The following is a 13,613-nucleotide window of genomic DNA, read 5'->3' on the forward strand; positions in this document are numbered from 1 at the left end:
TACTGCCCCCCGTTACAAATTCCCCACTTTCTGTCGGGAACATGCTGGTTATAATCCGACCCCAATAGCCAGACCCATTCACTCTGATAGGTGCCTGTCGCAACGACTGTTGAAGCAATGGATTTTGCTATACATGGGTAATGAACGCTGGCATAGTAATGAAGCGACGAATAGCACGAGCGTTCGTTTAGAAAAAATTCAACTCAGGAGACACAATGCGTCAAACCAATTTTGCGCTGGCCGTGCTGACGGCAGCGCTGCTGACCGCGTGCGGCGGCGGCACGAGCCCGGCGGGCGGCGACCAGGCGACCAAGGTCACGTTCACCAACCAGGTCTCCTTCGGCGACAGCCTGTCGGACGTCGGCACCTACCGTGTCGGCGCCGTGGCGGCGGCCGGTGGCGGCAAGTTCACCATCAACGGTGACAGCACCGCCAAGAGCGAAGATCTGAACGGCAAGATCTGGCTTGACTTCATGGCTGCCCAGCTCAAACTGCCGGCGCCATGCGCTGCGCAGACCGGTCTGCAAGGTGACGCATCCCTCGGCTTCTCGGTTCCTATCGTCAACCATCCGAATTGCTTCAACTACGCCCAGGGCGGCTCGCGCGTGATCAATCCGATCGGCCCGGGCAATGCCGCGACCGGCTCGCCGATCGGCGAAATGACCACCCCGATGGTCACCCAGATCGCCAACCACCTGGCCAAGACCGGCAACAAGTTCACCGGCACCGAGCTGGTGACGGTCCTGTCGGGCGGCAATGACGTGCTGATGCAACTGGCTGCCGTGACCAATGCCGGCACCGCCGCCGGTGCGCAGGCCTTCGCTGTCGCCCTGGCTACCCGCCTGGGCGCAACCGCGACCAACCCGCAAACCGCCACCCAGGCAATCCTGGCCGCGATCGCCACCGAGAATGCCCGTCCAGGCAAGACCGATGCAACGCTGGTCGCCGCTGCCGTGCGCGCTGCCGCCACCCAGCCGGGCAACTCGGCTGTTGCCGCACCTGCCGTGTATGGTCCGCTCGTGACCGCCGCGCAAGCGGACGGCACTGCTGCCGGCAACACCGCCGCGACTGCCTACGCCACCACCAACGCCACCGCGATGGTGACGGCGCTGGGTACCGCCGGTGCGCAGATGGCTGGCCTGGTCAAGAACGAACTGCTGGCCAAGGGCGCGAAGTACGTCATCGTCGCCAACCTGCCTGACGTGGCGAGCACGCCAACCGCGAAATCGCGTCCGGCTGCGATCCAGTCGCTGGTCGCCGCGATGGTCAATGCCTTCAACACGCAGCTCAAGGCCGGCCTGGGTGCCGACGATGCGCGCGTGCTGTACTCCGATCTGTACTCGGTCAGCAACGACCAGGTGAAAAATCCTGGCCCGTATGGCTTGACCAACACCAGCACCCCGGCATGCGCCAACAACGCGCTGGGTGGGACCTCGCTGATCTGCACCGCCAACAACACGGTGGCAGGTGATGTGAGCCGCTACATGTTCGCCGACGGGATCCATCCGACCCCGTTCGAGAACGACCTTATCGCCCGCTACGTCTTCAAGGACATGGCTATCAAGGGCTGGCTGTAAGCAGGTTCTCAGCAACGAGCGGCGGGCCTGCCCTGGCGGCGGGCCCTCACACATCTATCAGGAGAAGTCATGAAAGTTCGTTTTAGCAGTATCGCCAAGGTCGCGGGTGTCGCTGCCGCACTGGCGTTTGCCACCGGCGCATCGGCGCAATCGGCCGGCCAGATCACCGCCAAAGTCGGTTTCAACCGCCTGATGCCGAAAGTGGAAAGCGGTGACATCAGCGCGCCGGCACTGCCAGGCACCAAGGCCGACGTCGGTAACGACATGCAGCCAGTGCTCATCCTGTCGTACAGCTTCACCGACAACCTGTCGGTCGAGGGCGCCCTCGGCACGCCATACAAGCACCAGATCTACGGTGCGGGCGCGATCACCGGCGTGGGTTCGGTGGGCACGGTCGAGGCACTGCCGCCGACCGCGTTCTTCCAGTACCGCTTCTTCGCGCCGACCGCGGCCTTCCGTCCGTTCATCGGTGTGGGCCCGACCTACGCGTACTTCATGAAGGAACGCGGTAATGGCAAGCTGACCTCGATCACCAATCCGGGCAGCGACGTGCCTACCACGTTCAAGATCGACAACAAGCTGACCTACAGCGCGCAAGTGGGTATCGCGATGAACTTCGACGAGCGCTGGTTCGCCGACGCGACGGTCATCAAGACGCGCCTGCGCACCGACGTGCACTTCTCGACCGGCCAGACCCAGTTCATGAAACTGGATCCGGTGGCGATCGTGCTGGCGGTGGGTTACAAGTTTTAAGCACCATGCGCAGCAATGCCGTAGGGTGGACGGGTTCCCCATCCACGCGGTAATCGTTGGTGGTGCTGCGTTCTTGCCAGATCATCTCGCGGCTAACCATCACCGCGTGGACGGCATAGCCGTCCACCCTACGTAGTGTGATTTACGTGATACAAGCCCGCCGCGTGCGGGCTCTTTTTTAATGCATGCCTGTCGCGTACTGCGTGAATGTCTCGCCACTCATGGCCTGCTGGTACAGGAAGCCCTGGTAGAGATGGCAGCCCGCATCGGCCAGGAACTGGCGCTGGCCCGCCGTTTCCACGCCTTCGGCCATCACTTCCAGGCCCAGGCTGTCGCCCAGCGCGATGATCGAGCGCACGATCGAGGCGTCGTTCTGGTCGGTGAGCACGTCGCGCATGAACGAGCGGTCGATCTTGAGCTGGTCCAGCGGCAGCTTGCGCAGGTAGGCCAGCGACGAGTAGCCGGTGCCGAAGTCGTCCAGCGAAAATGACAGACCCTGCCGTTTGAGCGCGCCCATCGTCTGCGCTGCCAGTGTGAAATCGGTGACCACCAGGCTTTCGGTCAGCTCGAGTCTGAGCCCCGACGGCTGCACGCCGGTTTCGGCAAAAATGGTTTCCAGCAGCGCGACGAAATCCGGTTCGGTGAATTGGCGCGCGCTGACGTTGACTGACAGCGTCAGGGCGGCTGTTGCCGGCTGGCGCTGCCAGCGCGCCAGCTCGCGGCAGGCGGTGCGCATGACCCAGGCGCCGATCTCGATGATGAGCCCGCTTTCTTCGGCGATGCGGATGAACTCGGCCGGCAGCAGGACCTTGCCATCGGGCTGGCGCCAGCGCAGCAGCGCCTCGGCGCCGGTCACGCGCCCGAAGCGGTCGAGCTGCGGCTGGTAGTGCAGCATGAATTCCTGGCGCTGCAGCGCGCGGCGCAAGCCGTTTTCGAGTTCGGCGCGCGCAAGCCATGCGGCCTGCGCTGCCGGGTCGTGGAAGCGGAACGTGTTGCGGCCGGCCGCCTTGGCCTGGTACATCGCGGCGTCGGCCTGGCGCAAGGTCGATTCGACCGTGTCTTGCAGGCCGCATAGCGTGACCACGCCGACGCTGACCGACAACGCGTAATGCAGGTCGCCCAGCTGGAACGGCGCTGCCAGCGCTGCAACCACCTTCCTGGCGACGGTCTCGGCTTGCGCCGCGGCCACTGCGCGTGATTCGTCGACGGGCCGGATCAGGACCACGAACTCGTCGCCGCCCAGGCGCGCGACCATGTCGGTTTCGCGCACACAGCCTTCGAGGCGGCGCGCCACGGCCTGCAGCAGCAGATCGCCGGCGGCGTGGCCCTGGCTGTCGTTGAGGTACTTGAAGTTATCGAGGTCGCAGAACATCAGCGCGCCGCACTTGCCGCTGCGGGCGCTGCCAACGAGTGCGCGGCGCAACTGGTCGAGCAGGTTGGCGCGGTTGGGCAGGTCGGTGAGATGGTCGAAGAACGCCAGCCGGAAGATCTTCGCTTCGCTGGATTTGCGCTCGCTGATGTCGGTGCCGATCACCAGGATCTTCTGGCATGCGCCCGGCACGGCATCGGGCATCAGCAAGGTCCAGCGGGTGTCGGTGTCGACCGTCGAGCCATCGCGCCGCACATGGGCCAGTTCGCCCGACCATTCGCCATCGGCCAGCGTGTGCGCGAAGGCGGTTTCGTAGTGTGCCTGTTCGTCGCACAGCAGCTCGCCAAAGCGCTTGCCCATCGCCTCCTGCGCGCTCCAGCCGTACAGGCGCTCGGCGCCATGGTTCCAGTAGCTGATGCGCGAGGTCATGTCCATCGCAATGATCGCGTCACGCGCCTGCTGCAGGAACGACGCCTGCTCGAGCATCACGAGATCGGCATGCTTGATCCGCGTGAAATCGGCCAGGAACCCTTCGAGCATGCCCGCCTGCCGGTTCAGGGCGCCTTGTTCCCAGATCCACCGGATGCGGCCATCGGCAGTGCGGATCCGGTACGTGACCTGGAATGGCTGGTTCTGGGCGAGGGCGATCGCGACCGACGCATGCATCTGGTCGCGGTCTTCCGGCAGGATGATGCTGGCAAACGACAGCCCCGGCTGGGTGGTAAACGCCGCGGCCGAGTAGCCGGTCACTTTTTCGATGCCGTCGCTGACGAACACCATGCTCCACTCGCTGTCGTTGCGACAGCGGTAGGCCGCGCCCGGCAAGTTACTCAGCAGCAGGTCAAGCGACAGGGCATCGCTGCGACTGGGTGCGGACGGATCGGATACTGGTTGCGTCAAGCTCATCATGCCTCTGCCGTGAATCGCGCCGGCCCGTGCAGGCCATGCAACATGCATCCGATGGTAGCGCAAATCCGGCCGCTGGCAAGTCCCGAGTGCGAGTGACAAGACGAATCGTCATCAGATGCATTCGGTATGCCACGCAAGGTGACGCGGCATGGGCAAGTTGTCACAATTGAACAGCATCAGAGGTATCGGGGACGCGACGTCGGCCGCGGATAGAAGTGTTCTCTTTGGCAAGTCGCATGCTAGACTGTGCGGCTCATTTTCATGGTGACGCGCATGTCTCCCGCCTCGTTTGCCTGCCTCGGCTTGTTGCTCTGTGCTGCCCTGCATGCGTTCGATGCGCATGGCAGCGGCCTGCGCGCGCTGCGCATCACGGCGGGCGACACGCCTGTCATCGACGGCGCCCTGGATGACCCCGCATGGCGCCGCGCGCCCGTCTACCAGGACTTCCACAAGCACCAGCCACGCGACGGCGCGCCTGCGCCTGGCGCCTTGAAGACCAGCGTGCAAGTGCTGGTCGACGACGGCGCGCTGGTGTTCGGTATCCGCGCCTGGGATGACGCGCCGCACCTGCGCCGGGGCCTGCTGGCGCGGCGCGACAAGGTCGGTGTCGACCAGGATTTCATCGGCATCTGGATCGACCCGGCCGGCCATGGCCGCAATGCCCAGTTCGTGCGCATCAACACGACCGGCGTGGTCAGCGACGGCATCCACCGCGCCGAGGATGATGAATCCGATCTGGGGCCGGATTTTCCGGTCGAGACAGCCGTGACCATCCTGCCCGACGGCTACAGCATGGAAGTGCGCTGGCCGCTGTCGAGCCTGCGTTTTCCGTACGCCGATGGCCGCAACTGGCGCCTGATGGTCGAGCGAAGCATCCCGCATGCCGACGGCATGCTGCTGGTGACGGCGCCATGGCGGATCGATGCGCTCAGCCACCTCAGCTTTTTGCAGGAGATCGACGGCATGGAGACCACCGTGGCAGCGGTGCGCGACCGCCGCTTCCTCGAGCTGCGCCCTGAACTGACGGTGCGCAGCGAACGCGCCGCCATGCCGGGCACGCGCACGCGCGGCAGCCAGGCCGAACTGGGTCTGGAGATCAATGCCCGGCCACGCGCCGACTGGGTGTTCAACGCCACCATCAATCCCGATTACTCGCAGGTCGAGATCGACGAGCCGGTGTCGCAGGGCGCCGGCAATATCGCGCTGTCGCTGCCCGAGAAGCGCGGGTTCTTCCTGGAGAGTGCGGACGTGCTGGGCTTGCCACTGCCGGCCTTTTATTCGCGCACCGTCAACGATCCCGAATACGGCCTGCGCGCGACCTGGCGCGGACCGCATGCCGACGCCACGGCGATGAGCCTGCGCGACGAGCCGGGCGGCCTGATCCTGCGCGGCAAGCCGTACGAAACGCTGGAATACGGGCAGACGAAGCGCACGGTCGCGAGCCTGGTGCGCGCGCGCTGGCACTGGGAGGGCATGCTGCTGGGCGCGTTTGCGTCGCAGCGCGACTATCACCGTTTTGGCGGCAACGACGTCGTCGGCGTCGATGCCCAGTGGCGCGGCGAAGGGGCGGACGGCGAGCAGCAGCAATTGTCCGGCGTGGCGATGATGTCGCGCACGACCGCAGGTTTTGTCGACGACGATGTACCGGCGCGGGTGGCGGCGCGCTCGGGCGGCTACCTGTGGGGGAAATCCCTGCACAAGACCGAACGCTGGTGGTACGAGGCCGAGGTCGAAGCGATCGCGCCCGGCTTCGTCAACGACAACGGCTTCGTGCCGCAAGCGGGGATCGCCCGCGCCACCGGCTCGATCAACCGCATCCTGGGACCGCAGACGTTCGGCGGAATCGCGCTGTACGAATTCGAGACCTATCTGGTGCTGCACGAGATGCGCACACTGGCCGATCGCGTGACAGGCCAGGCCGGGGGCGAAACGGTCGAGCGCAAGCTGCGTCCGGGTGTCTGGCTGGCCGCGACCCGGCGCACGGGCGTGTGGGCCGAGCTGGGCTTCGACCGCCAGCGCGCGCGGCCTTTGGGACGCCTGCACGATACGCGCGTCATCAATGTCGGTATCGAGACGACGCCGGCGCCGTGGGTCTCGAAGATCGCGCTGGAAGCAGCGCTGGGCCGCCAGCTGGACGCCGATGCCGACCGCGTGGGGCCGGGCGGGAACGTGATCCTGGACGTGGGCCTGCGCTTCCCCTTGCCGCGCGGGTGGTCCCTGGAGCTTGATCAGCATGTGAACCGTGCCTGGGTGCAGGGCACGCTGGGCCAGCCGGCATTCTCCGACACGGCCTGGCGCGCACTGGCCATCGTCCATTTCAGCCCGCGCGATTCCGTGCGGCTGCTGGCCCAGAACACGTGGGCCGCACGGCGCGACGATGGCGTCACGCAGCTCGAGGCATGGAACGACCGCCAGGTACACCGCTCGCTGCTGTACCGCTACCAGTGGCGGCACGGCCGCACGGTGTCGCTGGGGATCGTCGACGACAAGCTCCCACTGGTAGACGAGCGCAGCCGCTCGCTGACCTTCAAGCTGCAATGGGAAGTGTAACCGCCATCAAAAGCCGGGGTCAGGTCTGACATTCGGACACGACCTCAGCAAAAGCCGGGGTCAGGTCTGACATTTGGACACGACCTCAACCTTGGTCGCTCGACCGAGCGGCCACGTCGAGGTTCGGGCACAGTATCAAACGATCCACCCGGAATTATCGCTCTCAGGAAATCAATAAACTGATGCTAGTGCAGAGGCCGTGTCCGAATGTCAGACCTGACCCCCGCTTTTGTTTTGCGATGTTGGCGCGCTACGCGACCTGTGGCTCGGTGCTATGCTTGTGCCATGACTACTGATACCGATATTGAACTGTCTGGCGCTTTCCAGGCCAAGGACAGCAACGGCCGTACCCTCGACGTCAAAGAGATCCGCATTTTCGACGAGGGTTACGGGATCATCGATGTGTACGTGGAGTTCGCTGCCAAGCTCGACCCGGATGCCTACAAGGACACCGTTCTGGTCCGTCAACTCGTCGAGCGCCTGCGTACGCTTGGGTATGTGGGGCCTGACTTTGGCCACAGCGACCCGGGCCTGCAGGAGAGCCGTCTGATCGTGCTTGAGGCGCCGGAAGAATTTTCCGCGTTTGCCAAGAGCCGCGGCTGGAAGAATCTGGCCGAAGAGTTCGACGAGTAAGCAGCAGCAACATGGCAAAACAATGGGGCCGGGTTCGTCATCGAACCCGGCCCCATCAGTTTGTACAACCTGCGCTTACGAACCCAGGCGCAGTTGCAGGCCGGTGTCGGTGTAGGTCGGCGTCACGGTGAAGCCGTCGACCGTGATGGTCTCGAACTTGCCCTTCAGGCTTGCCGCGCTGATGACGGTGAGCGTGTCGCCCACGGCCGGCTTGACGCCGTCCTGGAACTTGATGCGCAGCGTGCCGCCGCCGATGGTGGCAGCGCCCGTCACACTGAGGCGGCCGCCCTGGGCCGCGCCCAGGCGCAGTTCCAGCGCCGCGCCGGTCAGCTGCGTGTACTTGCCGCCCACGACCAGCGTGGCTGGTGCATTGCTGATGACGGTGCCGCCGCCAGCGACATACACGTCACCGGTGCCGAAGGCCGTCGTCGACAGCGCTTCGAGCGCGCCGGCGTCGACCTGCGTGCCGCCGGTCCAGGCGTTCTTGCCGCCCAGTTTCAATGTGCCCGAACCTTGCTTGACCAGCTTGCCGCTGCCGGTGATGTCGTTGCGCCAGCGGTCTGCTGCGTTGAAGCCACCCTTGCTCGCGTCCATGTTCAGCACGACGTTGCCGCTGAAAACCGCATAGCCTTCGGCCGCAGCAAACAGGTTCAGGCGGCCCCAGCCTTCAGCATCGTCCAGCGTCGGATAGCCCGAACCGATCGCGGTCGTTTTCAGCACCACGCGGCGCTGTGCGTCGGTCAGGTACGGCAGGCGCGTTTCCAGCAGCACTTCGGCGCCTTTCGGCACGACGGCCGGCGCGGTGGTCGAACCGATCAGCGGCAGGCCGTAGGTCATGCGGCGCAGGTAGTTGGCTTTGCTGGTCGCGTAGTCGGCGAAGCGGTCGTTCGCCGGCGTGCCCGAGATGGCGTAGCTCGGGAAGGTGCTGGCGGTCGTGCCGGTCAGCTTCATCAGCGTACCCTGGGCCTGCTCGCGGGCTGCGGCGCGCGTGGTGGCGCCGGCGGCGATCAGGTTGGCGGCGGCGACGGCTTGCGCCTGCACGCGGCCGCTGATCACGTCCAGTGGCGAGTGCATGCCGGCATAGATGCGGCTCTCGCCCAGCTCGAGGCCACGGCCGACCAGTTCCTGATAACGCTCCGGCAGCACATAGGCCATCGCGATCGCATTGCGCACCGCTTCGGCCGAGTGGCCACTGGTGAAGCCGCCATCGGTGTTCGGCGTCGTGCTCTTGGCTGGTTCGAGTTGCGGCACGACCTGTACCGCGCTGCTCCAGCGGTAAGGGCGCGCGTACTTGTAGAAGCGCTTGGCCGGCTCGGTCGAGCCGTTGCCACCCATCGCATTGACCAGGTCGATGACCTTGCCGAATTCGGCGTTGGCGGCGCCGCCGACACCGTTGTTGTTGCCGCCATCTTCGTACTTGACCTTGGTCGCATCGGCCGGCATGTCGTTGATGGTGGTGGTCGCGCGCGAAGCGCTGCGCCACGCATCGGTCAGCGGGCCCATGCCGGCGGTCACGCTGTAGCCCTTGCCGCGCCGATCGTCCAGATACGCCAGCAGTGCCTGCTCGGCCGTGCGGCTGGCAGTGGCCTTGACGACGTAATCGATGTTGGCGTTGTGCACGGCGGCATTGACGATCGTGCCGCCATTGGTGCCGTCGTTCGGCACGCCGGTCCAGGTCGACGCGGCCACGGCCGGGAAGCCGTCAACGGCCGGGGCCGTCTGGCCTGCATCAACGAGTTCGGTGACCGGCTTCCAGATGGCGAGCATGCCGCCCAGAACGCGTACGCCGGCATTCGTGGCCAGCGTGGCGTAGCGGGCGTCGCCGCGCTGATTGGTGGCGGCGGTGTCGACAAAAGCAAGCACTGCCGGCACCGGCGCCGTGTCGGCCGCGCCCTGGTCAGCTGGCGCGGCCGGGATGACGATCGCGACATCGGCGGGTGCGTCGTCATGGTGGTCGGAACCACCGCAGGCGGACAGGGCAAGTGCGGCGCCGATGGCGACGGCAAGCGGAAGACGGCGGAGAACGACCTGATGCATGTGAACCCTTCAATGGTAGTGAGGCGAAAAATTGAAGGGATGATAGGAAGTGCGTGTGACCTCATGATGACGCGCGGTCGATTACGCCCGATCACCGGCGGTAGGTAGCAGTGATCAGGCGCAGCCCCGCGTCAGTCGACCGTCACGCCGGCGTCCTTGACGACCTTGCCCAGCTTGACCGATTCGGTGCGCATCAGGGTGCCAAACGCTTCCGGCGTGCCGCCGACGACCGGCGTGCCCAACTCTTCCCATTTCTTGCGGAAGGCCGGATCGGCGAAGATCTCGTTGAGCGCCTGGTTCAGGCGCATCACCACCGGCTTGGGCGTGGCGGCAGGCGCCACGATGCCGTGCCAGCCCGTGACGTTGTAACCGGTCAAGCCTGCTTCTGCCAGCGTCGGCACGTCCGGCAAGGACGGCACACGGGTGGCCGTCGTCACGGCGATCGGATGCAGCTTGCCCGTCTTGATGTACTGGACCGAGCTGCCCAGGATGTCGAACATGACGTTGACGTGCCCGCCGAGGACATCGTTCAGCGCCGGGCCCGCGCCCTTGTAGGGAACGTGCTGCAGCCGGGTGCCCACCGCAGTGTTGAACAGTTCGCCCGCCAGGTGCTGCGGGGTGCCGTTGCCGGCCGAGGCAAAGCTCAGCATCTCCGGATGCTCCTTTGCCATGGCAATGAACTGCTTGACGTTCTTGACCGTCACCGAAGGGTGCACTTCGAGCACCAGCGGGAAGGCCGAGATCTGGATCACCGGTGCAAAATCCTTCTCCGGGTCGAACGGGATCGACTTGTACAGCGTCTTGTTCACCGCCATCGGCCCGCTGGCCGCCAACAGGATCGTGTAGCCGTCCGGCGTCGACTTGGCCACCATGCCGGTCCCGATATTGCCGCCGGCGCCACCCCGGTTGTCGATGATGACGGGGACCTTGAACTTGGCCTGCAGCGGCCCCTGGATCAGGCGTGCCATGGCGTCGGTCGGCCCGCCTGGCGGGTAGGGCACGACGAAGCGGATCGGCTTGGACGGATAGACGTCGGCGGCGCCTGCGACGAGCGCCTGGGTCATGAACAGCGTTGCGAGAAGTGCCTTCTTGAGCATGCTTTGTCTCCGGTTTGTCTTGTTTTGTTTTGGTGGGGTGGTACGTTGTCGTTCAGGGCGCCTGCTGCGCCAGGCGCCGTTTCAGTTCATGCACGGCGCTGTGCACGGTGGTCAGCACCGGCGCGCCCGCAGCGCGCACGCAGGCATCATGCGCGCGCGCCATGCTGAATTGCGCCAGTGCGATCGTCGCGCAGCCGTCGTCGATCAGCCGGCGTGCGCTTTCGGCGATGAGCTCGTCATGCAGCGCGACGTCGCCCCGGTTGAGCGCATCGAGCGCACCTTCGGCCAGCGCGCAGCGCAATGCCACGCGCGCCGGAAACTCGGGCGGCATCGACGCCAGCGTGGGGCCGAACGTCGCAATCAGGCCCACCGGGCCGGCGGCCTGGCCGGCCTCGGCATCGGCGATCATGGCCTGGTTCGGCTTGAGCACGGGGATGTGCGGATAGCGCTGCGCCACCGCTTCGATGCAGGGGCCGAAGGCCGAGCAGGTAAACAGAATGGCTTCGGCCCCGTTCCCGATCGCGTAATCCGCCAGATCGGCGAAGCGCTTGTGCATCGCATCGTCGAGGCCACGGCCGGATCGGGCCAGGTCGGCCGACAGCGAATCGTCGAGCAGATTCATGCGTATGGCCTCGGGCCATTGCTCTGCCATGAAGGCATTGATCGGCTCGACCGAATGGCTCAGGGCGTGGATCAGGGCGATACGGGGCGCCGGCGATGGGGTGGCAGACATGATCATTGGTCCTCGATCTTTGGCAGTTCAGGCGCCAGCAGGCGCAACCCGGCCATCAACAGGCCATCGTAACGCGCGCGCTCGGCGGCAATGGTGTCCGGCGTCCAGCGATAAAAACCTTCGCCCGTTTTCATTCCGTAGTGACCGGCGTCGTAACGCTGCGCCAGCACCCGGCCCGGCGTGGTGTTGGCAGCCAGCGACGGGTACATGGTGGCGGCTGCAGGACAGTGCACGTCGATGCCGGCATGGTCGCGCTGCAGCACGGGGCCGGCCGCAAGAAAGCGAAAGCCGAAGCCGAAGCGCACCGCAGCGTCGACATCCTCGGCCGTTGCAATGCCGGCGTCGATCAGCGCAAACGCTTCGCGCGCGAGCGCATGCTGCAGGCGGTTGGCCAGGAAGCCTGGCAGATCCTTGCGCACCAGCACCGGCACCATGCCGCAGGCACGCATGAAGGCCATCAGCGATTCGGCCAGCTCGCTAGATGAGTTCGCGCCGAGCACGACCTCGACCAGCGGCACCAGATGCGCCGGCATGAAGAAGTGCAGGCCCAGCATGCGCCCGGTGGTCTCCAGGTGTTCGCCGATGGCCGAAATGGGAAAGCTCGAGCTGTTGCTGCACAGCAGAGTATCGGGACGCGCGCGCTGGACCAGTTCGGCAAACAGGGCCTGCTTGAGCGCCAGCTTCTCCGGAATGCACTCGATCACCAGATCGATGGCCTGCCAGTCGAGTTCATCGAGGCTGGCGCAGGTCGTGATGCGCTCGCGCTTGTGTTCCAGCCCCAGCTTGCGCAGGGTGTCGCCGAAATAGGTGTCGAGCGCATCGCGGCGCGTGGCGCCAGGTTCGAGCACGATTGCGCGGCAGCCGGCACGCGCCAGCACGATCGCCACGTCGGCGCCCATCGTGCCGCCACCTGCGACCAGGGCCAGTGCTTGCGACGGCTTGGGAAGTGTCGAGTTTTCCATTGTCATTTTCGAAAAGAGAATGAACTTAGTTTGCGCTCGATCAAATTATCTGAGAAACGCATTTTTTCTATAAACTTATCGATTATGGAAATAAATCTATCCGCGCGTGAGTTGCGCGCCTTTCTTGCCCTGGCGGACACGCTCAGCTTCAGCAAGGCGGCGCAGCAGGTCTGCCTGTCGCAGTCGGCGCTTTCGACACTGATCAGTCGTCTGGAGGAGGGCTTCGGGAGTCGCCTGTTCTCGCGCACCACGCGCTCGGTGGCCCTGAGCGCCGCCGGCGAGGTGCTGGTCCTGCACGCGCAGCAGTTGCTGGCCGATATCGAGCGCTCGGCCGCAGCGGTGCGCGACGTGACGGCGCTGCACCGTGGGCGCGTGGCATTGGCCGCGATGCCATCGCTGGCGGCGCGGCTCGTGCCACGCCTGTTCCGTGTCTTTCACGAGCGCCATCCCGACATTGCGCTGTCGCTTGCCGACACGCTGTCCGAACCGGCATTCGAGCTGGTGCGCCAGGGGCGCGTCGACTTTGCCATCACCGCCGCCAATCCGGCCTATCAGGATCTGGAATACATCCCGCTGACCACCGACGAATTTGTGCTGCTGGCCGCGCCCGGGCATCCGCTGGGCCGCGACAGCAGCCCGATCCGCCTGCCCGAGACGCTGCCGTATCCGCATATTTCGATGTCGCGCCACACCAGCGTACGCCAATACGTGGACGCGGCCGCGCTGCAGGCGGGGATCAATTTTTATCCGGCGTTCGAAGTCGATCACCTGGCCACGATCGGCGCCATGGTGGTCGAAGAGCTGGGTGTGGCGGCCCTGCCGAGCCTGGCGGCCGACGTGATTGCCAGCGCCGGGCTGGTGCGGCGCGAGCTGGTCGACCCCGTCATCCGCCGCTCGATCGGCGTGGTCCGGCGCAGCGAAGGCGCGCACACGCCAGCGGCGCAGGCGATGCTGGCGCTGTTACAGGAGCAGATTGCAGAAGGTTCTTGAACG

General features: G+C 65.4%; 10 protein-coding genes. 5 read left to right on the forward strand and 5 right to left on the reverse strand.

What is annotated here, in order from left to right; genetic code table 11:
- Positions 1–215 precede the first annotated feature (215 nt).
- Both AC56LN_RS00765 and AC56LN_RS00770 read left to right on the forward strand, forming a co-directional pair.
- A complete protein-coding gene (locus AC56LN_RS00765; protein ID WP_499569439.1) occupies positions 216–1,577 on the forward strand; it encodes an SGNH/GDSL hydrolase family protein in 1,362 nt (453 codons plus the stop codon).
- A gap of 69 nt (positions 1,578–1,646) precedes the next feature.
- Positions 1,647–2,330, forward strand: coding sequence for an OmpW/AlkL family protein (locus AC56LN_RS00770; protein WP_183556150.1), 684 nt, complete (start codon positions 1,647–1,649; stop codon positions 2,328–2,330).
- A gap of 178 nt (positions 2,331–2,508) precedes the next feature.
- Here the strand turns inward: AC56LN_RS00770 and AC56LN_RS00775 are convergent, their stop codons facing one another.
- The gene (locus AC56LN_RS00775) at positions 2,509–4,605 is read right to left on the reverse strand and encodes a putative bifunctional diguanylate cyclase/phosphodiesterase (protein ID WP_499570759.1); all 2,097 of its coding nucleotides are present in this window, start codon (positions 4,603–4,605) and stop codon (positions 2,509–2,511) included.
- A 276-nt stretch (positions 4,606–4,881) separates the two neighbouring features.
- On the opposite strand from AC56LN_RS00775, the gene AC56LN_RS00780 reads away from it, so the two are divergent.
- Together AC56LN_RS00780 and AC56LN_RS00785 are read left to right on the forward strand one after the other, a co-directional pair.
- The gene (locus AC56LN_RS00780; protein ID WP_499569440.1) at positions 4,882–7,158 is read left to right on the forward strand and encodes a DOMON domain-containing protein; all 2,277 of its coding nucleotides are present in this window, start codon (positions 4,882–4,884) and stop codon (positions 7,156–7,158) included.
- 285 nt (positions 7,159–7,443) lie between these two features.
- Positions 7,444–7,791 (forward strand): hypothetical protein, encoded by a 348-nt coding sequence (locus AC56LN_RS00785; protein ID WP_332532809.1) that lies wholly within the window; start codon positions 7,444–7,446, stop codon positions 7,789–7,791.
- Between the two features lie 75 nt (positions 7,792–7,866).
- On the opposite strand, the gene AC56LN_RS00790 is transcribed toward AC56LN_RS00785, so the two are convergent.
- From AC56LN_RS00790 to AC56LN_RS00805, 4 genes are all read right to left on the reverse strand, one after another.
- Positions 7,867–9,828, reverse strand: a complete 1,962-nt coding sequence (locus tag AC56LN_RS00790) for a phosphatase PAP2 family protein (protein ID WP_499569442.1) — start codon at positions 9,826–9,828, stop codon at positions 7,867–7,869.
- A 131-nt stretch (positions 9,829–9,959) separates the two neighbouring features.
- The gene (locus AC56LN_RS00795) at positions 9,960–10,925 is read right to left on the reverse strand and encodes a Bug family tripartite tricarboxylate transporter substrate binding protein (RefSeq protein WP_499569443.1); all 966 of its coding nucleotides are present in this window, start codon (positions 10,923–10,925) and stop codon (positions 9,960–9,962) included.
- A 52-nt stretch (positions 10,926–10,977) separates the two neighbouring features.
- On the reverse strand, positions 10,978–11,658 hold the full coding sequence (locus AC56LN_RS00800; RefSeq protein WP_499569445.1) for an aspartate/glutamate racemase family protein: 681 nt from the start codon (positions 11,656–11,658) through the stop codon (positions 10,978–10,980).
- Positions 11,659–11,660: 2 nt separating this feature from the next.
- Positions 11,661–12,626: a 3-hydroxyacyl-CoA dehydrogenase family protein gene (locus AC56LN_RS00805; RefSeq protein WP_482896359.1), complete on the reverse strand. Its 966-nt coding sequence runs from the start codon at positions 12,624–12,626 to the stop codon at positions 11,661–11,663.
- A 105-nt stretch (positions 12,627–12,731) separates the two neighbouring features.
- Here AC56LN_RS00805 and AC56LN_RS00810 point away from each other — a divergent pair, with 105 nt between their 5' ends.
- Positions 12,732–13,610 carry a LysR family transcriptional regulator gene (locus tag AC56LN_RS00810; RefSeq protein ID WP_499569446.1) on the forward strand — a complete coding sequence of 293 codons (879 nt, stop codon included), beginning with the start codon at positions 12,732–12,734 and terminating at the stop codon, positions 13,608–13,610.
- Positions 13,611–13,613: the final 3 nt, after the last annotated feature.

It is taken from the genome of Telluria sp. ZT3P26 (assembly GCF_059686035.1).